This window comes from Paenibacillus planticolens (assembly GCF_013141725.1).
Lineage (GTDB): Bacteria > Bacillota > Bacilli > Paenibacillales > NBRC-103111 > Paenibacillus_E > Paenibacillus_E planticolens.
Window position 1 is genome coordinate 171527 of record NZ_WHNZ01000045.1, and the last position, 20792, is coordinate 192318.

A 20792-nucleotide genomic window follows, 5' to 3' on the forward strand; every position below is an offset into this window, starting at 1 on the left:
TGCAGCGGGACCCAATATCTACTTTTCCCGGAAAGGAGCCCCTATGTTTTATTTCAGCAAAATCTTCCTTAAACTGCTGCGGATGAACAACAAGTTCATCTATAGTCTAGCTTTTCTTTTTATCCTGCTGTCCGCCACCGGCGCTTATCTCCTGGAGAAAGATACGTTCGGCAGCGTCTTCAACGGGCTCTGGTGGGTGATGGCAACCGTGACCACCACGGGGTACGGGGATTACACGCCCAAAACAGTGGCGGGCAAATGCCTCGGCATTTTTCTTTACATTTTCGGAATCGGTCTTATTTCGGTCACGATCAGTAAAGTCATTGACTCACTATTCGTATACAGACAGCGAAAGGAAGCGGGCAAATTGAGATATCAGGGCGAGCAGCATTTCGTCATCATTGTTTGGAGCAAAAATGCCGAGCTGGCGATCCAAGAAATTTTGCACACCGACACGACAACAGAGATCGTACTGATCGATATCCTCGAGAGAACACCGGTCGTACATAACAGGGTCCACTATATTCGCGGCAATCCCACTCATATCGAGACTTTGGAAATGGCGAATATGGAGAAAGCCCGCTCCGTTTTTATTTTTGCCGATGAGATCACCCAAGACAAGACTATGCTGCGCGACCCCTCCTTCGTCGATGGCAAAACACTGCTTGTCGCCACGACCATCGAGCGCAATTACCGCAATGTCAACTCCATCGTCGAGATTAAGAACAGCGATAATTTGCAAAATTTCCAGCATGTCAATGTGAACGAATTTATCCTCGGCTCCGAAACCATTTCGCAGCTTGCCGTTCGGTCGGCCTTCTCACCGGGATCGTCCCGGATTGTGTCGCAGCTCTTGACCAGACAGTCCAGAAGCAATCTTCATGTGCTTGGCAAAAGGAGCGCTTGGCACACCTACCGCGACGCGTTTGAGCAGCTGCTTCTTGAGGGGGCGACACTCATTTCCGACCGCGACCAACTGAATATCAACCGCAAGCTGGATCAGCTCATTCCCGAGGAAGCGCAGCTTTTCGTGATCTGTGACGTGGAGACCTTCGAGCGAATTTCCGCGCTAAAATAACGAAAAAGGGCACCAAACTCTCTCAGAGAGAAATGGTGTCCTTTATCCTTACCCTTTGTCCTTAAAAAGCTATCCCTTAGGCTGTGCCGGAGGCTGAACCCAACGAAACGGTGTCGTATTCCAAAATAAATCCGGGTTGACCTGCACATTATGCGCCCAAAAAGTGAAATGCAGATGAGGTCCGGTCGAAAAACCGGTCGTACCGACGAGACCGATGATGTCCCCTTGCTTCACCCGGTCACCGGTTTTCACACGCAGTTCGGAAAGATGCGCATACTGCGAAAAAAGCCCCATCCCATGATCAAGATAGATGGAATTTCCGGTCAAATACAGGCTCTCGGCCAGCGCCACGACCCCATCATTGGTCGCTTTGATCGGCGTGCCTTCCTTCGCGGCCAAATCTACCGCCATATGCGCGCTATCGTACTTCCCGTTAACATAACGGGTGTACCCATACGGCGTCGTCAAAATCCCCTCGATGGGCTTCACGAATGGCCCGCTGAACAGAAACTCCGGCTCGGACTTGCTGCGCGCCAGATCGATCTTCTTCTGATCGGCTGCAATCCGCGCCGTATCCTGCTTCATGCTCTCCATCTCAGACGTGACCTTCAGATACTGGGTTTCGAACTTCTTCGGCACGATGGTCAGCGTCTGATCGCCGATCGGATACTTGCCCGGCTTCGCACTCATCGAAATCGGCAAGTAGGTGAAATACCCCGCTCCGTATGGCTGGAGCGTGTACGTTTTGTTCAGCCAGGTAATGGTCCCTGGCTCAGCGGAGCGCACAAGCACCGCATCTCCGGGTGCCGCGCTTTCCGGCACGAGCTTCCATTTGGCGCTCATGATCCCTTTGGCCGCTTCCTTCGTAGCGTAAAGTTCCCTTTCCTTGGCAAGCTGCTGTAAATGGCTCTTCTCTTTGAGGATGGCTTCCTTGACCTCCGGGGTCATACCATCCACCCAAGTCTGTCCCCCGTCTGCGGTAACGAGCAGCGGATTCTTCGCATCCTTGCTGCTCGCGGGCAGCGCCCAGCCAATACGGGGCGTCAGGAACTGCGTTTGCTTCACTGGAAACGTTGCAGCTCCTAAAGTAACTGTCGGCATAGGGCTGGAACCAGACGAACCGACCCCGCCTTCCGCAACCGGCTCTAAACTTAAAAGCTCCGCTATAGAGCTATCAACCGCTGTTTCGGCAGCCGCTGCGTCACCTGTCGCAGGCTGCCACTGGCCTCCGCCATCTTCCGTGGCAGCGACACCGTCGGCATACTTCACCCAGCCATGGTCCAGATCCACCATGCGGAACTCTAAGGCCTCTCTGGGCGGAGGCGTCGGCGCCGGTGTTGCTGCGGCCGGCATATCTTTCACAGCCTTCCATGAAGAGAAGGAACCGAACGGAGATTTGCCTATTGCTACCACAGCACAAGCCGCGAGCAGACATGCGCCAACCAAGAGCGGCCAGCGGCGTTTTTTTGATTTCACAGCATCTATTCCTCCCTCGCTTGCGATGGGCTAGTCTTCCAATACGACTCCATAATAACATAAAAAAACCGAAGACAGCAGTGTCTCCGGGCTTTTGTTCTACTATATTTGCACGCCTTTTTTGAGCGTTTTCTGATCACTGCTCGTGTTATTAACTAAAGGAAGTAACTTGACGCTTCGAACCATGGTGGACTGACACAAGTGACAAGTCGGAACGTGATCGAATGTAAAATTATCTCGCATCCAGCCTTTACAGCCTTCTTGTTCACAAGACCATATCGTCACATTTTCTAGAGGCATCTCTTCAAAGGACTTTTTTCTGGAATACATGATGAACCTCCTCAGCGTTTTACTTAAGTTACACTTCAATAGCTAAATTGAAAAAGACTGCCATTACACAAGTAAAGGCAGTCTTTTAAATTATATTACAGTTTTACAACGTTTTCTGCTTGTGGTCCGCGGTTGCCTTGAACAACGCTGAACTCAACTTGTTGGCCTTCATCCAAAGTTTTGAAGCCGTCGCCTTGAATAGCGGAGAAGTGAACGAATACATCGTTGCCGCCTTCAACTTCGATGAAACCGAAACCTTTTTCTGCGTTAAACCATTTTACTGTACCAGTAGCCATGAGAAATACCTCCAAAAATTATTAACATGTTTTTTATTCTTCAAAGAGAAAAAATTCACACATTGCAAAAGGTTCACTAACAAAAATGAAAACCCTTTACAATATGTGAATTCAGGTTCTTTTTGTCGATTGGATTCATCATAACATATCGCATTTGAAAACGCAAACTATTTCCAATTCTTACATGCTGATGAAATCGCTTTCCCACAAGTTAATAAAAAACTCCCTTGCGGGAGTTATTCATGGCGATCCTCGCCAAATAAGACGCCTTGTATTTCATTGTTAACTTCTACGTTAAGCCTCGTCTTGAAATAATCAACGACAGCATCGACGGCTTTTTCGGCTTGGAATTCCGATATACCCGCTTCTTTAGCAACATGATCTCGAACGATATGCTTCATATGAGCCCTCTCCTCTTCAAATAGAAATTACAACAGGATTCATTATCTGCAAACAGCAGGCGGGTTATTCAGGTAAAACTACCCCAACTTTAGTCTAGGTACGTACTTAGTCCCGGGACCGTTTGCCGCTTAAACTATGGACTCTATACTGAATGTATCGTAAGCACTTAGGAGGGTTTTCATTTTGTACAGCATAAGTATTGAAACCATATTGTTAGCATCTTTGCTGCTCGTCATTTTCACTTGGATCGGGAGCGTCAAAGCTTCCCGACTGCTTTATAGCCGCACTATCGAACGCATGCACCGCAAAACACGCAAACTGCTGTTCTGGTCATGGTTTCCTGTCATTCCGGCCGCTGCTATTCTAGGCGCTATTGCTTGGATGCAGCAAACGATGTCCCCTGCCTTTTGGATCGATCATGTGCTTATTCAAGCTCCGCTGGTCCTTCTGCCTCTGCTAATCATCTGGCTTGTATCTGTGCCTAAACTGTTCAAACTGCGCGCACTTACAAAGCCAATGCCAGAAGAAAGCGATGCAGTAATCCCCACGGATGCTAGTGTGCATCAGAGAGCCGCCAGTCCCGGACTCATCCTTCCTTTTCAAATGATGGCGCTAGCCGCTTTGACTTCGTTTTATTTCGCCTTAGTTCCGGCGCTGCCTTTCAAATGGCTCGATATTTCCGTTCCGCTAGCGGTCTTCGTACTGGCAACGGCAGGACTTTGGTTAAGACACCGGATTCGCTTCCAGCAAGTAAGCAAGATGGAAACTTATGCAGCTCCTGCCTTTTGGAAACGCAGCTTAGCCATGCTCACTGTATTCGCTGTGCTGGGGGCATCAGGCTATTACCTCTTTACGTATGCAATGGACAAAAGCGAGCTGCCAGCCGAAATTGACATGGCAAGCGGAACGCATGATTATGGCGGGACGCTCATCGACATGAGCCTGCATAACCACAGCGCGATGGCAGAGGCGGCCAGCTCCCCGAGCCAAATAATCTCTGTCGCCGACCTGACAGGTCTGCGCAAAGGGACGCCCGATCGTCGTTTCACACTGACCGCTCAGAAGAAAACCGTCACGCTGAGCTCTGGCAAAACCGTCGATGCCTGGACATACAACGGGCAAATTCCCGGCCCGGAGCTCCGCATGAAAGAGGGAGAGCTGATCGAGGTTACGCTCCTCAACCAAGATATCGAGCAGGGCGTTACGGCGGATTGGCATGGTCTGGATGTGCCGAACGCAGAGGACGGCGTTGCCGGAGCCACGCAACATGCGGTCATGCCCGGCGAATCGTATACGTACCGCTTCCGCGCCGAACAGGCCGGCACATTCTGGTACCATTCGCACCAGGACTCCCGCGAGGCCGTCAGTATGGGACTTTTCGGGGTGCTGATCGTGGAGCCAAAAACGGAACCTTTACAGCCGGTGAAAGACATCACCGTCATGACGCATCGTTGGCAGGGCGCTGCGATAGCAATCGGCGCATCCGACCAACTCGAATGCATGACGATCGCCCCAGGAACGCCTGTCCGTATGCGGTTGATTAACACGGACGATTGGGTGAATCAAACCTATACGCTCGTTGGTACGCATTTCGAAGTGGCGGCCATTGACGGAAGGGATCTGAATAAACCGGATGTGTTGACCAATACCCGCGTGGTCGTGCCTACCGGCGGCCGTTACGATATTACCTTCGTGATGCCGGAGCGTCCCGTATACCTTCATATAGGAGAGAATGGCAACGGCGGCATTCTAATGTCCTCCGATGGCAGCGGGGACCTTCCGGAGATTGGGCAGACCGTTCCCTTTAATCCCTTAACTTACGGAAGCCCAGCGGCAACCGCTTTTAACGCTCACAGCCGCTTTGACAGGGAGTTTACTTTAATTTTGGATAATAAACTCGGCATTTTTAACCGCAACTTCGGTTTCCTCTACACATTGAACGGGGAAGTATTTCCGGATACACCGATGTTTATGATGAAGGAAGGGGATCTTGTCAAAACGACCATCCTGAACCGCGGGGATGTCGCGTATCCGATGCACTTGCAAGGGCATCATGTGCTTGTCCTGTCGCGCAACGGCAAACCTTCAACCGGGAGCCCTTGGTGGTCGGATACGCTGGACGTCCAGCCTGGTGAGACGTATGAGGTCGCCTTCGTCGCCGATAATCCGGGATTATGGATAGATCCAGTAAAAAGAGGGAGGGCATGTAGGGTTTGTGTCACTTTATATAACATATTGTTGACAAACGAGAGAAATCCGTTTACGCTATAGGAAAGCAGGAACAACAAAAACCGAATACACTCTTTCGTATAACCTTAATAATCGGATTAAGGGTCTCTACTTAGAAACCGTAAATTTCTAGCTACGAAAAATGTGCGCCTTTGCATATTTTTCATGGCTAGTTTTTTTGCGTTCCCAGCTTCATATAATAATAAAGAAGCAGGAGGTTTATGCCCATGGCGACGATTCTTATTAAAAACGCAGAAATAGTAACGATGAACCGTGACGGGGAAATTTACATCGGAGACATGCTCATTGAAGACGACAGGATTAAGGCCATCGGTCCTAACTTGCATGTGGATACGGCGAAGGTGGATAAGGTCATTGATGCCACGAACCGTACGGTTATTCCGGGCTTCGTGCAAACCCATATTCATTTGTGCCAAACGTTGTTTCGCGGCAAAGGGGACGACCTGGAGCTGATGGATTGGCTGAAACAGCGGATCTGGCCCTTGGAAGCCTCCCATGACGAGGAATCCATCTATTATTCCGCCTTGCTCGGGATCGGCGAGTTGATTCAAAGCGGTACGACGACCATCGTGGATATGGAGACGGTGCACCATACCGACTTTGCCTTTCAAGCCATCGCATCGAGCGGAATCCGCGCCTTATCCGGCAAAGTGATGATGGATAAGGGCGATGAGGTCCCGTTCCCTCTGCAAGAGAAAACGTCCGAATCGCTTCAGCAAAGCGTAGATTTGCTTGAGAAATGGAACGGTCACGACGGCGGCCGAATCCAATACGCGTTTTCTCCGCGATTCGTCATCTCGTGTACGGAGGAGCTGCTGCGCGAGGTTCGCAGCTTGTCCGAGCAGTATCAAGTGAAGGTGCATACGCACGCTTCCGAGAATCTCGGCGAGATCGAGATTGTGCAAGCCGAGACCGGCATGCGCAATGTCGTTTATCTCGACCATCTGGGCTTAGCGAATGAGCGCCTCATTCTGGCTCATTGCATTTGGCTGGATGACGAGGAGAAGCGCATCATCCATGAGCGCGGCGTCCATGTCAGCCACTGCCCCGGCTCCAACCTGAAGCTGGCTTCGGGTATCGCCGAGACGCCTGACATGCTGAAGCTCGACATTTCCGTCTCGCTGGGCGCAGATGGCGCGCCGTGCAATAACAATCTCGACATGTTCAACGAGATGCGTTTGGCGGCGCTCATTCAGAAGCCCGTGCACGGACCGACGGCGATGAACGCGCAGACGGTCTTCCGTATGGCGACCATCGGCGGCGCCCGCGCGGTCGGTATGGAGAAAGAGATCGGGAGTCTGGAAGTCGGCAAGAAAGCCGACCTGGCGATCCTCGATCTGATCAACTTCCACACGTATCCGTCCTTCGACGTGGACCCGATTTCGCGCATCGTATACTCTGCGACACGCGCCGATGTGGAAACGACGATCATTAACGGCCGGATCGTCATGGAGAACCGCATCATGCGGACCATCGACAAGGACATCGTCCTGCCGGAAGCGAACCGCTCGATACAGCGGTTGCTGAAGCGTGCCAACTTGCGTTAACAGACACAGGCGTGTTAACCAACCGGCGTTCGAATGCTGGTTGGTTGGCACGCCTTTTTTTGGGCATACTCCGCCTATTGCCGCCGCAACCTCATGTAAGCAATGCACCCCATTATTTACCCCACAGCAGCTTCCCAGCCTCCAGCTTCGTAAGCTTCGCAACATCCCGCGCTGCATCCTGCTTCTGAACAGCTTCCTTCTGCGTTTGGGTAGCCGGTTCATTCCGGATGATCGCATCTAAGTTATCGTAAGCCACTTTCTTGATCAATGCAGGATCGCCGATAGCATCCAAAACACGGTACATCGCCTCGATAGCCGCTTCTTCGCTGGCAAGGCCATAACCGGAATCAGTGCTTAGCATAAACTTGTCCGGGAATTGCCGGATAACGGGCAGAAAATCCTCGATCCGATTCGCGCTTTCCAAATTGAACACGGTAAACCCGGCAAAAAAGTCCATATAAATATTATCATGCTTCTCTAGTAATCTTTTGATATTCTCAGGTGAGTTATAGGCGTTGGCATGGCCGAAAATAAAGATCGTTTTCGGATGGGCAGACAACGCTTCTTCCAATTTATCTATGACGAAGCCATTCGGAGGATCCATATGGAGCAGAATCGGCGCCTGAAACTCAGCACACAGGTCATAAATTTGCGGGAGAAAGCCGTCCATGGGGTCCTTCGCCTTCCATTCTACCTTCGACACGACCGGAGAGTTATAGGAAGCTGCGGCGATTTCGCCAAGTCCAAAATAGCCTTGTTCGAGATTTTCCCTTACGACCTGAAGACTGGATGGATCATGCAGATCAAAGCCGGAAAAGTAAGGAACGAAGAAGTCAGGGCTGTCCGTATAGGCTTTCCATGCATAGGCATCGGTTCGAATCGCGCTCGACTCCGAAACATCCCCAAAGAGAATAACGCGATCCACCGCGTCCTTTTTCCACATACTTGGCATGTCCAAATACCTGAAATCACTCGCATCATGGTTATGCGCATCGGCGAGCGGTACTGAGCCATACTGCCTGAGCAGATCGTCAAAGCTTTTTCTCGCAGACGCTGTTACCGCGACCTCTGCCACTTCGGCTGTCGCCGCCGGAGATGGCAAAACTTGCGCCGACCTGCTTGTCCTGTCCCAGTAATCAAAGGAACCCAAACTCCAAATCCCAACTCCAATACACACGCATGCCACGCTTACAATCGCGACACTTCTTGCCCTCATTTTCGGCATCCCAAACACTCCCTTGTTCATTCCCCTTCATCTTTAACCTCCCAAATTATACCACATCTCCCACAATGTAAAATATATACAACGAGCTGATCCGAGATTTGTGACGGCTGTAAACAAGTTCCCATTTTCAGTTTCAGCCATATACTATTGCAAACATTTATGAACAGGGAAGGGGACTCCTATGACTCACGTCTCAAAACCTCTTTTACAAACCGACGCTCAGGTGAGACTGGCCGGGGGAGCCAATCTGCCCGAACAAGGTATCCGGCTCTTGCAAACCCACAATCCGCGAGTGCTCAAGATTGTACCCATGACTGCTCAAGTTGGCGATATCCGCGTCAATTCGGCGACAGACCGCGTTTATTACGTTCATAGCGACAATCAAGTAGGCGTTCTGGACGGTAACACTAACCATGTGATGGGCAATGTACAGACAGGTGACGGCACCGCATTCCTGGCAGTGAACCCACGCACCAATCGGGTCTATGCGACTAACTTCCGCGCTGCCACCGTCTCCGTGATCAACGGAATCACGAATCGCCTGATCACGAACGTGTCTGTCGGCAAGCACCCTTTCGGCATCGCCATCCATCGCGGAAGCAACCGCATTTATGCTGCCGATACGAACGGAACCATCAGCGTTATCGACGGCCGCACGAACCGTATCCTTCAAACTTTAAAGGTTGGCGGATCGCCGGCTCTTGTCGCCATTAATGAACGAACGAATCGCATCTTTGTCACAAATGTAGGCAACGATTCCGTTCATGTCATCAATGGCTCTACGATGCGCTTGATCAAGACAATCAAAGTCGGAAACAACCCTATTATTACACCGGCTGTCCTTCCACAGACAAATCGGGTCTTCGTGGCTAACAACCTCAGCCGCTTTGCTTCGGTTATATCGGGCACCACCCTTGGGAGAAGCACCCCCATTCAACTCGGAAGGCTTCAAAGCGATATTGCCGTAAACCCTCTCACGAATCACATCTATATAACGAGCGCTCAACAGACGAGTAAGGGCAAGCTGTACATTATAAATGGACAAACGAACAAGGTTATTGCTTCCATATCGATTCCTACTTTCTCTTCACTCCTCGTCAACCCATTGACGAACCGCTATTATGTCGGAGATACGGAGACCCGCGATTTGTTCGTCTATAGCGGGCTAACGAATACGCTGCTTGCTAAGCTGCGCACCGGGCGTTCCGCCGGGAACATGGCTTTGAATACGCGAAGTAACAGGATCTATGTCGGAAACGAAAAATCGATTACGGTCGTTCAGGATTCGCGTTAACAAATAAGCCTCCAAAAACCCACATCACGTGGGCTCTTGGAGGCTTATTTTTTTATTCGACAGAAAATAAATATTTCGAATATTCACTCTATAAATAACGTTTCAATTCAAAAGTGCTCGTCAAAATCAATTAAACTGTCGGTAATCATTTTTCAAGACATTTGGATAGGCTAAGTCAAACAGCTCATTCATTATAAATAAATGATCTATTTCAAATACCTTATTGCGGTCGCGACATTATTGTACATCACTGCTGTCCTCCTCATAATTATCAGACAAAAAATGAATAAACCCCTAAGTAGACCCACGAAACAAGAGATCTCCCAATTTCATTATATTAGATTAAAAATTCAATTTATTTAAAACTAGTAATAAATCCCAAAAAACTTTAAAAAAACGCAAAATCAATGCAATAATTAAGGGCAAAAAGAGGGAGGAACACAAGCAAACCCTGGCTGTAAGCCGACCAAACCGAGCCGCGGACCACTGGTTGGTGTGAGATAGGTGCCAATCTGTGCAGGGCATGGGCATCCATATGGGTTATTTTCTCCATTGTTCGATTGTGAATGAATTGTGTTCATTACTCTCATTCTTCAGGTGACTGATACCTTCTATACTAAGCATAAAGGTGTTTTTGACATGAAAGGCGGTTATTCCCGATGAAAGCTGAACCACAAAAAGTCCAATCCCGTAAAATAACAGCGCCCTTCACTCTGAAAGGCCGCTGGGAATCACCACTAGCCGGGTATCTGTTTATTTCCCCTTGGCTCCTTGGCTTCCTGCTGCTGACGCTCTGGCCAATGGTGCAATCGATGTACTACTCTTTTACCAAATATACGCTGTTAGACGCGCCGGAATGGATCGGCTTGCGCAATTATGAGCGCATTTTCGCAGATGACGAGATTTTTCGCCAATCTCTGAAAATAACGATTCTTTTTGTCGTATTATCTGTTCCCCTCAAACTTTTCAGCGCGCTTATGGTCGCCATGATACTCAATAAGAAAATCAAAGGAATCTCGATATATCGAACGTTCATCTATTTGCCGTCTTTGATTGGCAGCAGTATCGCGGTCGCGATTCTATGGCAAAATATATTTGGCATAGAAGGCTTCATCAACAGATTTCTAGTCATGCTGGGTTTTAGCGGCAGCAGTTGGATCAGCAATCCCAAAACGGCTCTAGGCACATTGATTATCCTGGTCGCTTGGCAATTCGGCTCGTCCATGGTCATTTTCCTTGCCGGCCTCAAACAAATCCCAACCGAATTATACGAAGCATCCTCCGTTGACGGCGCTTCGAAACTGAGACAATTTTTCCGCATTACCTTGCCCATGCTGTCCCCTGTGCTGCTGTTTAATCTCGTGTTGCAAACCATCGGCTCTTTCCAAATGTTTACTCAGGCCTTCATCATTACCAAAGGCGGCCCTATCAACTCGACGTTTATGTACGCTTTGTACCTCTATGAGCGCGCCTTTTCCCGCTATGAGATGGGTTATGCATCGGCGCTGGCCTGGATTCTGCTCGTGGTCATCGGAATCGTAACAGCGTTAATTTTCGCCTCATCCCGCTATTGGGTATTCTACGAAACAGAAGGAGCGAAAGGTAAATGAGAAACCCATTGATCTCTATCCGCACGTTAAGAACTCATTCCCTCTTGGCCTTATTTAGCTTAATCATGATCTATCCCATGCTGTGGTGGTTTGGGGCTGCCTTTAAATCCAACGCGGAAATGAGCTCACCCTCCTTTTGGCCGACCAAGTGGTTGTGGAGCAACTTCAGCGATGGCTGGGTCGCGATTCCTAAGTTTACTTTTACTCATTTCTATTTAAATACGTTTGAGCTCATTGCCGGAGTGCTTGTCACATCCATCCTCTCCTGCAGCTTCGTGGCTTTCGGCTTCGCGCGGTTGGATTTTCCGCTGAAAAATTTCTGGTTTTCGATCCTTATGGTTACGCTTATGCTGCCTAGCCAAGTGACTTTGGTGCCGCAATACATCATGTTTAATGCCTGGGGTTGGGTGAATACCTACCTGCCCTTCTATGTTCCTCATGCCTTAGCTGGCGGTATCGGAGGACCTTTCTTCATCTTCCTGCTCGTTCAATTTATCCGCGGTATTCCGCGGGAGCTCGACGAATCGGCCAAAATGGACGGCTGCAGCTGGCTCGGCATCTACTGGCGCATCATCCTCCCGCTTACGAAACCAGCCCTGGTCACAGTCGCAATCTACTGTTTCCTCTGGAATTGGGACGACTTCTTCGGACATTTGCTGTATATTAACTCGGTTGATAAATACACGGTCGGACTTGCCCTAAAGCTGTTCGTGGATAGTCAATCTGCGCTTCCATGGGGACAATTGCTGGCGATGTCGCTGGTCTCCATCGTTCCTTCTCTCATCATCTTCTTTATGGCGCAGCGCCATTTTGTCGATGGCATTGCCTCGGGTGCTGTGAAAGGCTAAAATGAATTAACTATGTAAAAGGTTGCGAAATTGGCAGCCTTTTTCCAGTTTAACAGACGCTTATGAGGGGGATCAGCTTTGTTTACTATGTTCAAGCGAGTCCGCATCGGCCGGCTGTTCTTCGGCAGCTTCGCCGCATTCATCGCCGTGCTTCTGCTCGTCACCTCATGGATTAGTTACAGCCTCACGTCGCGTGAACTGGCAGACAATACCGCCAATTATCAGCAGGATCTATTAAACGAGTTAAATAAACGTCTAGTCATTCAGTTGAACTCGATAGAGCAAATGTCTCTGGCCGCTTATCGGAACATCGATATCATCGGGTATGATCAATTGGAAAGTGACTTATTTGAGCGCAATCGCCGAAAGACGGATTTAGAGAAATTGCTTGCCGGCATTACCTACAGCACCATGATGGTTCAATCGGTTTATTTGTATACAGAACATCCTTTTGCACCGGATTCACAAGGCCCCATTCAGGTCTTCAATTTGGAAAAAGTACGGGAAGAAGACTGGTTCCCGGAAATTCAGAATAACGATTCCGCTTGGATCAAAGAACGCACGATTCAGACGATGAAAGGCCAGATGCCTGTCATCGGCTTTGCTAGGAAGCTTTACAATAACTCCGGCATTTACTACGGAATGCTTCTGCTCAATGTGAAATCATCCGAAATTCAAAATCTGATTCGCGGCGAAACGGAAGGCCGAAGCCGGTTATTATTTGATGCAGGCGGCAGGGAAATTGCTGCGATCGGGGACTCCAACCTGCAAGAGAGCGAGCTGGAGAAATTAAAATTAGTTAGCGAGAAGTCTGGAAGCGCCCGTCTGTCAGCCAATAAACAGAGCGATTCCCTCCTGGTTTGGAGCAAATCGCCTTCCAACTGGATGCTGGTTGAGGTTACGCCTTGGAAGAACATCATTAACGGGAGTATTCAATTAGCCTTGATCCTGCTAACCGTCGGGCTTTCCGCAATTATTATCGGCTTTTTCGTGACGTATTTTATTTCCAGGCAGTTTACCAAGCCTATCAAATTACTTCTTGCCTTCATGGGCAAGCTTCCCGACCGGGGTTTTACCACGGACTTGCCGAAAGACTACACCAATGAGTTCGGAAACCTGTTTAACGGCTACCGCAAGCAGATGGAACGTATTGAAGAGCTGATGGATTCCTTGAAGGCTCAGCATAAACGCCAGCGTGAAGCGGAAATTCAAGCGCTGCAAGCGATGATCAATCCCCATTTTCTCTATAATACGCTGGATCAATTGAACTGGTTGGCCATAGATTCGGGTCAAGACAAGATCTCCAAGATTCTTTCCTTAATGGGCAAAATGTTCCGCATCGGCCTGTCCAACGGGGAGACGCTCATTCCGATCGCCGACGAGATCACGCATGTCGAATGCTATTTGCAAATTCAACAAATCCGCTGGGGAGATCGATTATCGTTCACCCTGAACGTCGACGAATCCGCAAGAGACCTTTTTATACCGAGATTAACGCTGCAGCCTTTTATTGAAAATGCCATTATTCACGGCTTCCATGGCAGGAAAACAGGGGAGATCCGAGTGAGTGTACAACTGGTCAATCAAGACATCCAATTCTACATTTGGGATAACGGCGTCGGGCTGCGTCCGGACTGGAATCAACCGAAAGTTAGGAAAACAGGCGGCTACGGCGTACGCAATGTGAAGGAACGAATTGATGCCTATTTCGGCCCGCCCTACGGCGTTCAAATGGCCAAATCTGAGGGCGGGGGTACCGTAGTCACGGTTCTGCTGCCGCAAATTCAATACAAAGAACAGGTGGAGGAGCGGTATTATGTGGAAAATACTGATCATTGACGACGACTTTCAAGTGCTCGAAGGGATGAAGAAAGCGATCCCCTGGGAAGCGATCGACGCCGAATTCGTAGGGGAGGCCAGCGATGGCGCCGAAGGGCTGGAGATGATCGGCCGAACTAAGCCGGATATCGTCATTACGGACATTTATATGCCTGTCATGAACGGCCTTGAAATGATTGAAAGACTGCGGGAAGCGAACTTTCCCGGCGAATTGATTATCCTCAGCGGATACACCGATTTCCAATATGCCCGCCAGGCTTTGCGGCTGCAGGTCAGCGATTATTTATCCAAACCGGTTACCGTAGATGAGCTGCGGACTGTTCTGGAGAAAGTCATTAAAGAACTGGAAGCGAAAGAGCTTATTAAGATGGAACAAGAAGAAATCAAAAAAAGGCTGATGCTCTATGAGCCCTTCGGCCAACAGGAATGGCTGAAGTCAGTGATTACCGGCACTTTCCAGAAGTGGGCTGCCGCTCTGAATCCTCCTCCTTCCGAGCAGCAGTACTGGCTTCACCGCAATCACCTTGTCATGGGCATTGAGCTGATGAGCACGATTCGCACGGCGAATCTATCGCTGATCGACTGGAACTTATTCCGTTTTGCGTTGGCTAACATTATACAAGAAATTTTGACGGAAGATTGGCCTGAATCGGACTTCATTGAGCTTCACAGCCACCATGCAGCGATTATGTTTCATATCGAGCGTTCGGAACCTATGGACACAGCCCTCGCCCGGATCAAAACAATTGGCGACCGTATTGCGGTCTGTATCCTTACGTATCTTCAGCTCAACATCCGGATCGGATTAGGTCAAATAAAGGCCGCTTGGCAAGAAATATCGGATTCCACGGAGGAAGCGTTTCTGGATTTGCTGCAGATGACCATTATCCCTTCGCCAGGCAAGCCGTCCTCCTTGCCATCGAATCTGGCGATCCGGCCCATAAAATTTTACCAAGAGCTTGCGGAAGCCATTGTCTATTCGAAAGAAGAAACCGCGGCGCAAATTGTAGACGCCTATATTCGCCAACTGCAAATAATGCCATCGATTACGCCGGCATACTTGCAGTATTTATGTACGGAGCTATGGACCATCTTCGCCTATTCCTTGTACAGCGTTGGCATTGTGCTGGATGAGCTTTTTCCAGAGGCGCACCTGCCGTCCGAAATTAGTCAGATCCAAACGCCTGCCCAATTGCAGGAGTGGCTGCGCGCCAAAATTCATATCATCGCAACGAGCCGGCACTGGAGCGAGAACTCAAAGCATAAGGAAGCCGTGGATTTCATGATTCAATACGCCCATGACCACTATGCCGAAGAGGTTTCCTTGGAAGATATGTCGAAGCAGCTGTACTTGTCCCGGAACTATCTAAATCAAATTTTCAAAAAGGCGACCGGCGAAACATTCACCAACTATTTGATCCAGGTACGGATGAAAAAAGCGCAGGCCCTGCTGGCCGAAGGCAAGCATCTCATCTATGAGATCGCCGAAAAAGTCGGCTACAAGAACGTTCCTTACTTCAGCTCCATTTTCAAAAAGTATACGGGCATGAGTCCTAGCGAAGTCGGTAAAAGCGGATAGCTCCCATTTAGGCTGCTTGACATCCGATTTGTGATCAAAAGTGAAAGAAGTGTGTTCATTACTCTCCTTCTTCATTGTTTCCGTTACTCCTATAATGAAATTGTAGAGATGATGAGGTAGCGAAAGGGGATTATCTATGAAAGTGCAGATGAGACAATGGAGCATGCTCGGTATGACTGCCATGATAGCGCTGTCTTTAAGCGCATGCGGTTCAGGAAATACACCAAGTACGACACCAAGCAGCACAGCTGCTGCAACCAAAGCGCCAGCCACTGCAAGCACTCAGCCCGTTAAGCTTCGTATTGTATGGTGGGGTTCGCAAGCAAGGCATGACGCTACACTGAAAGCGCTGGATGCTTATACGAAAAAACATCCGAATGTGACCTTTGAACCGGAATTTTCGGGTTTTGACGGCTATGCAGACAAACTGGCTACCCAAGCAGCTGCCAAAAATGCCCCTGATATCATCCAAATGGATCCGGCTTGGCTTTCCGAGTACGCGGGCAGAAACCAGCTTGCCGACTTATCCCAAGGCATCCGCACGGAAGATATTGATAAATCGCTCGTAGACTCAGGCAAGTTCAAAGATAAACTGTACGCTATTCCTCTAGGCAATAACGCAACCGGTATGATTTACAACAAGAATGCCGTAGATAAACTTGGTATCACCCCGCCCAAAAACAACTGGACATGGGATGAGTATTTCCAATTCGGTAAAGATGCCAAAGCCAAGCTGGATAAAGATAAATACGTTTTAATGGACTATACTTATGATTATACGACATATTCCGCTTATCAAATCAGTCAAGGCAAAGGCTATCCGATCACCGTTGACGGCAAATTCAATATCGACAAAGACACCTATTTAACTTTTGTTAAAAAATATACCGAACTTCGCACGGCCGGCGTCGTCCCTCCCGCAGAAATCGCGTCCACGGATAAAGAGTCCGACGCGAAGCTGGATTTGATGAATAATGACAACGTGCTTATGAAACGTACCTTCGCCGCTCTTCTGCCTGGGTATGAAGGTGTTAAGCCCGGCGTTTATTCGCTAGTGAATCAGCCTAAAGGAACACAGTCCAGCGGCTGGCTGAAGCCTTCCATGTTCTGGTCCGTGAGCGCAGATTCCAAGTATGCCGAAGAGTCCAAGAAATTCATCGACTGGTTCGTGAATGACAGCGAAGCGGCCGATATTCTGACGACGACAAGAGGCGTGCCGGTTTCCAAGAAAATGCTCGAATATTTAACGCCGAAGCTTACCCCTGCAGATAAAATGCAAATTGAGCTCATTAAGACGGTTGCTCCCGACGCTCAACCTTTTAATCCCGGAGCTAAAGGTTGGAGCAACTATACCGCTAAGGATTTCAAAACGATCGGCGAAAAAGTCATGTTCAACAAAATTACGCCGGAAGCGGCTTATGACGAGCTAGTGAAAAAAGCCAAAGAGTATCAATAAACTTTCATAGGAATGCAAGGGCTGTCCCCTAAGTAGATAAATCTACTTGCGGGCAGCCCTTTTTAGCGTTTGATATGCTGAAAGCATGCGGTAAGCCGCTCTTGAGGGCGACGGTGCGCAGCGCCTGCTGCTTGCCGCGGCGCATCAGGCGCTTCCAGAACGGCCTCTGCGGCCTCTGCGGCCTCTGCTCTCTCCTCCGTGTCGAGCACCCGCAGCCTCCTCATCTACGGCCTACATCCCTCTCTCATCGATCAGGCGTAGTGAGAGGGAACTATGATCCGCTATGTTGCGTTGAAACGCAGATTTGGCCTATCTTGGGGAACTATGGTCCTTTATTTTCCTGATTCAGGTTATATACCTGCTCGCGCGGGCACAATAAGACCCTGTAGTTCCCCCTGCATGCAAAAAGCAGCAGATTTAACAAAAATAAGGCCCTGTAGTTCCCATTCGCACATTGGGGGGCGCGGGCTGAAGTGTGGTTCGTGGATGCGGAATGTCGACGCGGGATTGCAGCACCCTCAGCAACAAAAACGCAAAAAAAGAACGACCCTTAACATAATGTTAAGAGTCGCTCTCCGAACTGCTATCTATGCAAGCTAAAGCTTACAGCTTTACAACGTTCTCAGCTTGTGGTCCGCGGTTGCCTTGAACAACGTTGAACTCAACTTGTTGACCTTCGTCCAAAGTTTTGAAGCCGTCGCCTTGAATTGCGGAGAAGTGTACGAATACATCGTTGCCGCCTTCAACTTCGATAAAGCCAAATCCTTTTTCTGCGTTAAACCATTTAACTGTTCCTACTGCCATGGGTAATACCTCCAAAGTTTTAATTAACATGTCTTTTTTCTTGTTTCGAACAAAAAAATTACACATTGGAAAAGGTTTCACAAACTAAAATGATAACCCTTTGCAATAAGCAATTCAGGTTTTATCCCAAAGACTATTAATACTGTACCACACAAATTTGGGTAATGCAATTATCCTTCGGAGGCATTTCTTACTAAGGATAAGAGTTCCTCTTTATCCTCTAATTTCAAGGCAATTGTTAGCGCCATTACGACATCTTTCGACGGTTGAATTCGACCGTTTTCGATACCATTCAGGATGGAATAACTGACGCCAGCTTTCTCGCCAAGCTTGCGAAGCGTCAGATTTTGCTGTTGTCTCAACTCTTTCAGCCTTGTGTGAAACATTTAGCCCATTCCCCCTTCGTCTACTTCCCCTGCTGCCGGCGAATTTCTGCTCTAATTTTGTCGAATGGGTCCTGCCAGTCGGGCGGCTTGATCGTTTTGCCAAGTTCGTTCTTATGGACTAGACCGTCCGGCCATACCTTGGACATGTTCGCGTGATGCACAATGTCAAAAATCGGCCCCGGCTCGACCCCTAACTCGACCAAGGTGCCCAGAACGAAATATAGCTCATCGATCATCGCATCCACTTCGTCTTCCAGCGTCGTTGCTTCTTTAAACTCGTCCAGCTCCTCTTGCATCCAAGCCAAACGGGCTGCCTTGCGGCTCTCGGACAAGCGCTGCGGGGTCGTACCTACCGGGTGCTCAAAAATCTCGTGAAACTTCTTCACATCGTCGAATGCATTCTTCAAGGTCATTTCGTTGTTCCTGCTCCCTTACGTAAGTTTACTTCTATATACCATTAAAGAGAGCCAACGGTCAATTACAAACGACGACCTGAGATGAACCGACTTCCCCAGTAGCCTGTATTTATATCACTAATGACGACACCGGAGCTCGTTGTGTTGCTGATGAACTTGCCATTGCCGATATAGATGCCGACATGATTAACGGTTCCTGGTTTTGACGTACTGAACAGGACGAGATCGCCTTTGCGCAGGCTCGATTTGGTTTTAACCGCTGTTCCAACCTTGGCTTGGGCTTTCGAACCCCATGGAATATCGATGCCGTTTTTCTTAAATACCAGCTGTGTAAAAGATGAGCAGTCCAAGATTAAACGCTTCGTATCCCTTACGCCGAACTTGTAACGAACTTTACCGATATAGGATTTCGCTGTGCTCACAATTTGATCGGATTTGCTGGCGCTCACAGCACTATAGGCTGTAGATGCCGCGGTATCCGCAGCCGCATGAGCAGATTGCGGCTCAAGGAGCATCGTACCGGAAGTTAATAAGGAAAAGGCCAGGCTGATCCCCACTAACGATTTGCTAAGGCGGTTCTTTTTCACTAGTTGCATGATTGGATATCCTCCTTCATGGATCGTGGTGTTGGGCTTATTTGGCCCTGTATCCACCATATCACATAGGAACTGCCCGGTATTTACCAGCAGAAAAGGATATCCAAGCGGCGTCTAGCTTTATCCGCAATAATTAGAATTCGATGAGAATTTTCTTTGCCTTTCTTCCTTGACAGCAAATTATACCGAGTTAGGTGTCTGTTCCAGACGGTACTCGGACGGCGTCACGCCATACTTTTTGCGGAATACCTGGGAGAAATGACGCATGTCCTGATAGCCAATCCGGTCGGCGACATCCGCCAGCTTCAGCTTAGGATTCATCAGGAGCTGCTTCGCCTGTTCCAGGCGGAGATGGGTGACATATTCCTTGAACCCCTGCCCCGTCTTCTGCTTGAACAACTGACTGAAGTAAACCGGGTTCAGGTAAACGATCGCCGCGACCTTCTCCAGCGACAGGTCGTCATGATAATGCGTGCGAATATATTGCAGCGCGACGTCGACAGAGCGGTCGCTGCCGCTCGCATGATGTTCGTAGACCTGCGTCGTAGAAGCTTGACGCATGCGCTGCACTTCCGCCGGCACCGCCTCGATGCGGTCAATCTTCTCCGAGCTCATAATCTGAAAGGGCACCTTCAGATATTTGACGAGGTGGCTGCGCAGCTCATCGACGAGCGCAGGCAAGAGAGCTGCGTCCGGCAAGGTGACGAGGCCGAGCAGGCTTTTGCCGTCGTGCACCGTCACGAAGCCTTTGCCGTAGCGCTCGGTCAACTCGAGCAGGACGTTCTCGATAATGAAATTTTCGAGATAAACGGCCTTGTCGCTCTCCATTTTCACCATGATGAGGTGGAAATACGGGTGCTGCTCCATGAAAGGGTCCATATCGATGCGGCCGGTATCCAGCCCCTGCGCAAAGCGGTGGAAGACGGCTTCCTGCAAATATTTCCGATTCGCCTTCAGGAGCTCTGCCTCTTCGATCAACTCGGTTTCATGAGCGATTTCATCGCCGAGCTTTCGAATCATCTCGCTCAGCACCTCTTTGCCGATAGGCTTCAGCAAATAATCCTTTGCTCCAAGCCGCACAGCCTCCTGTGCATACGAGAATTCGGAATACGCCGAAATGACCACCCATTTCACATGCGGGTGCCGGCTGCGGGACAGATTCATCAGCTCCAGACCGGTCATGCCCGGCATCAGAATGTCGGTTAGGACGATTTGAATGCGCTGACTCCTCAGCAAGGCGATCGCCTGCTCGGCATTCGCCGCGAGATGAACCCCATGTTCGGGGAACCGGGTCTGCAGCGTGCGCTGAATGCCCTCACGAATGACGGTTTCGTCATCCACAATGAGAATGTCCATGGTT

At 49.3% G+C, this 20792-nt stretch carries 20 protein-coding genes and 1 riboswitch; of the genes, 9 read left to right on the plus strand and 11 right to left on the minus strand.

Annotation, left to right across the window (positions count from 1 at the left end; all coding sequences use genetic code 11):
- The first annotated feature begins 43 nt into the window (after positions 1-43).
- The gene (locus GC097_RS21925) at positions 44-1078 is read left to right on the plus strand and encodes a potassium channel family protein (RefSeq protein ID WP_171685427.1); all 1035 of its coding nucleotides are present in this window, start codon (positions 44-46) and stop codon (positions 1076-1078) included.
- Between the two features lie 69 nt (positions 1079-1147).
- On the opposite strand, the gene GC097_RS21930 is transcribed toward GC097_RS21925, so the two are convergent.
- The 4 genes from GC097_RS21930 to GC097_RS21945 form a co-directional block, all read right to left on the minus strand.
- Positions 1148-2554, minus strand: a complete 1407-nt coding sequence (locus GC097_RS21930) for a M23 family metallopeptidase (RefSeq protein WP_312875717.1) — start codon at positions 2552-2554, stop codon at positions 1148-1150.
- Positions 2555-2656: 102 nt separating this feature from the next.
- A complete protein-coding gene (locus GC097_RS21935; protein WP_171685428.1) occupies positions 2657-2884 on the minus strand; it encodes a cold-shock protein in 228 nt (75 codons plus the stop codon).
- A gap of 95 nt (positions 2885-2979) precedes the next feature.
- Positions 2980-3180: a cold-shock protein gene (locus GC097_RS21940; protein ID WP_079415431.1), complete on the minus strand. Its 201-nt coding sequence runs from the start codon at positions 3178-3180 to the stop codon at positions 2980-2982.
- A gap of 236 nt (positions 3181-3416) precedes the next feature.
- On the minus strand, positions 3417-3581 hold the full coding sequence (locus GC097_RS21945; RefSeq protein WP_171685429.1) for an HU family DNA-binding protein: 165 nt from the start codon (positions 3579-3581) through the stop codon (positions 3417-3419).
- A 184-nt stretch (positions 3582-3765) separates the two neighbouring features.
- Between GC097_RS21945 and GC097_RS21950 the strand changes: the two genes are divergently transcribed.
- Both GC097_RS21950 and GC097_RS21955 read left to right on the plus strand, forming a co-directional pair.
- Entirely contained in the window at positions 3766-5853 is a 2088-nt protein-coding gene (locus tag GC097_RS21950; protein ID WP_171685430.1) for a multicopper oxidase family protein, read from the plus strand.
- Positions 5854-5867: 14 nt separating this feature from the next.
- Positions 5868-5967, plus strand: a riboswitch (purine riboswitch).
- Between the two features lie 71 nt (positions 5968-6038).
- Positions 6039-7379 (plus strand): 5'-deoxyadenosine deaminase, encoded by a 1341-nt coding sequence (locus GC097_RS21955; protein WP_171685431.1) that lies wholly within the window; start codon positions 6039-6041, stop codon positions 7377-7379.
- A 112-nt stretch (positions 7380-7491) separates the two neighbouring features.
- Here the strand turns inward: GC097_RS21955 and GC097_RS21960 are convergent, their stop codons facing one another.
- Positions 7492-8604 carry an amidohydrolase family protein gene (locus GC097_RS21960; protein ID WP_246294394.1) on the minus strand — a complete coding sequence of 371 codons (1113 nt, stop codon included), beginning with the start codon at positions 8602-8604 and terminating at the stop codon, positions 7492-7494.
- 181 nt (positions 8605-8785) lie between these two features.
- Between GC097_RS21960 and GC097_RS21965 the strand changes: the two genes are divergently transcribed.
- The 6 genes from GC097_RS21965 to GC097_RS21990 all read left to right on the plus strand — a co-directional run bounded on the left by GC097_RS21965 (position 8786) and on the right by GC097_RS21990 (position 17230).
- Positions 8786-9898 carry a YncE family protein gene (locus tag GC097_RS21965; protein ID WP_171685432.1) on the plus strand — a complete coding sequence of 371 codons (1113 nt, stop codon included), beginning with the start codon at positions 8786-8788 and terminating at the stop codon, positions 9896-9898.
- Between the two features lie 659 nt (positions 9899-10557).
- Positions 10558-11508 carry a carbohydrate ABC transporter permease gene (locus tag GC097_RS21970; protein ID WP_171685433.1) on the plus strand — a complete coding sequence of 317 codons (951 nt, stop codon included), beginning with the start codon at positions 10558-10560 and terminating at the stop codon, positions 11506-11508.
- Positions 11505-12356, plus strand: a complete 852-nt coding sequence (locus tag GC097_RS21975) for a carbohydrate ABC transporter permease (RefSeq protein ID WP_171685434.1) — start codon at positions 11505-11507, stop codon at positions 12354-12356. The genes GC097_RS21970 and GC097_RS21975 overlap by 4 nt, the downstream gene beginning before the upstream one ends.
- An 87-nt stretch (positions 12357-12443) precedes the next feature.
- Positions 12444-14195: a sensor histidine kinase gene (locus tag GC097_RS21980; RefSeq protein WP_246294407.1), complete on the plus strand. Its 1752-nt coding sequence runs from the start codon at positions 12444-12446 to the stop codon at positions 14193-14195.
- A complete protein-coding gene (locus tag GC097_RS21985) occupies positions 14173-15774 on the plus strand; it encodes a response regulator transcription factor (RefSeq protein WP_171685436.1) in 1602 nt (533 codons plus the stop codon). The genes GC097_RS21980 and GC097_RS21985 overlap by 23 nt, the downstream gene beginning before the upstream one ends.
- 136 nt (positions 15775-15910) lie before the next feature.
- The gene (locus GC097_RS21990) at positions 15911-17230 is read left to right on the plus strand and encodes an ABC transporter substrate-binding protein (RefSeq protein WP_246294395.1); all 1320 of its coding nucleotides are present in this window, start codon (positions 15911-15913) and stop codon (positions 17228-17230) included.
- A gap of 62 nt (positions 17231-17292) precedes the next feature.
- Here GC097_RS21990 and GC097_RS21995 read toward each other — a convergent pair whose 3' ends face one another.
- The 6 genes from GC097_RS21995 to GC097_RS22020 all read right to left on the minus strand — a co-directional run bounded on the left by GC097_RS21995 (position 17293) and on the right by GC097_RS22020 (position 20788).
- Positions 17293-17439 carry a hypothetical protein gene (locus GC097_RS21995; protein WP_171685437.1) on the minus strand — a complete coding sequence of 49 codons (147 nt, stop codon included), beginning with the start codon at positions 17437-17439 and terminating at the stop codon, positions 17293-17295.
- Positions 17440-17833: 394 nt separating this feature from the next.
- On the minus strand, positions 17834-18034 hold the full coding sequence (locus GC097_RS22000; RefSeq protein ID WP_145665196.1) for a cold-shock protein: 201 nt from the start codon (positions 18032-18034) through the stop codon (positions 17834-17836).
- 170 nt (positions 18035-18204) lie between these two features.
- On the minus strand, positions 18205-18420 hold the full coding sequence (locus GC097_RS22005; RefSeq protein WP_171685438.1) for a helix-turn-helix domain-containing protein: 216 nt from the start codon (positions 18418-18420) through the stop codon (positions 18205-18207).
- A 20-nt stretch (positions 18421-18440) separates the two neighbouring features.
- The gene (locus GC097_RS22010) at positions 18441-18833 is read right to left on the minus strand and encodes a pyrophosphohydrolase domain-containing protein (protein WP_171685439.1); all 393 of its coding nucleotides are present in this window, start codon (positions 18831-18833) and stop codon (positions 18441-18443) included.
- 65 nt (positions 18834-18898) lie between these two features.
- Positions 18899-19432 (minus strand): C40 family peptidase, encoded by a 534-nt coding sequence (locus GC097_RS22015; protein WP_171685440.1) that lies wholly within the window; start codon positions 19430-19432, stop codon positions 18899-18901.
- Positions 19433-19612: 180 nt separating this feature from the next.
- Positions 19613-20788: a response regulator gene (locus GC097_RS22020; protein WP_171685441.1), complete on the minus strand. Its 1176-nt coding sequence runs from the start codon at positions 20786-20788 to the stop codon at positions 19613-19615.
- Positions 20789-20792: the final 4 nt, after the last annotated feature.

Excerpts from the sequence above, each read along its gene's own strand:
- GC097_RS21925 (WP_171685427.1), top strand. The coding sequence starts at position 44 with ATGTTTTATTTCAGCAAAATCTTCCTTAAACTGCTGCGGATGAACAAC.
- GC097_RS21935 (WP_171685428.1), bottom strand. The coding sequence starts at position 2,884 with ATGTATTCCAGAAAAAAGTCCTTTGAAGAGATGCCTCTAGAAAATGTG.
- GC097_RS21940 (WP_079415431.1), bottom strand. The coding sequence starts at position 3,180 with ATGGCTACTGGTACAGTAAAATGGTTTAACGCAGAAAAAGGTTTCGGT.
- GC097_RS21945 (WP_171685429.1), bottom strand. The coding sequence starts at position 3,581 with ATGAAGCATATCGTTCGAGATCATGTTGCTAAAGAAGCGGGTATATCG.
- GC097_RS21955 (WP_171685431.1), top strand. The coding sequence starts at position 6,039 with ATGGCGACGATTCTTATTAAAAACGCAGAAATAGTAACGATGAACCGT.
- GC097_RS21960 (WP_246294394.1), bottom strand. The coding sequence starts at position 8,604 with ATGCCGAAAATGAGGGCAAGAAGTGTCGCGATTGTAAGCGTGGCATGC.
- GC097_RS21965 (WP_171685432.1), top strand. The coding sequence starts at position 8,786 with ATGACTCACGTCTCAAAACCTCTTTTACAAACCGACGCTCAGGTGAGA.
- GC097_RS21970 (WP_171685433.1), top strand. The coding sequence starts at position 10,558 with ATGAAAGCTGAACCACAAAAAGTCCAATCCCGTAAAATAACAGCGCCC.
- GC097_RS21975 (WP_171685434.1), top strand. The coding sequence starts at position 11,505 with ATGAGAAACCCATTGATCTCTATCCGCACGTTAAGAACTCATTCCCTC.
- GC097_RS21980 (WP_246294407.1), top strand. The coding sequence starts at position 12,444 with ATGTTCAAGCGAGTCCGCATCGGCCGGCTGTTCTTCGGCAGCTTCGCC.
- GC097_RS21985 (WP_171685436.1), top strand. The coding sequence starts at position 14,173 with ATGTGGAAAATACTGATCATTGACGACGACTTTCAAGTGCTCGAAGGG.
- GC097_RS21990 (WP_246294395.1), top strand. The coding sequence starts at position 15,911 with ATGAAAGTGCAGATGAGACAATGGAGCATGCTCGGTATGACTGCCATG.
- GC097_RS22000 (WP_145665196.1), bottom strand. The coding sequence starts at position 18,034 with ATGGCAGTAGGAACAGTTAAATGGTTTAACGCAGAAAAAGGATTTGGC.
- GC097_RS22005 (WP_171685438.1), bottom strand. The coding sequence starts at position 18,420 with ATGTTTCACACAAGGCTGAAAGAGTTGAGACAACAGCAAAATCTGACG.
- GC097_RS22010 (WP_171685439.1), bottom strand. The coding sequence starts at position 18,833 with ATGACCTTGAAGAATGCATTCGACGATGTGAAGAAGTTTCACGAGATT.
- GC097_RS22015 (WP_171685440.1), bottom strand. The coding sequence starts at position 19,432 with ATGCAACTAGTGAAAAAGAACCGCCTTAGCAAATCGTTAGTGGGGATC.
- GC097_RS22020 (WP_171685441.1), bottom strand. The coding sequence starts at position 20,788 with ATGGACATTCTCATTGTGGATGACGAAACCGTCATTCGTGAGGGCATT.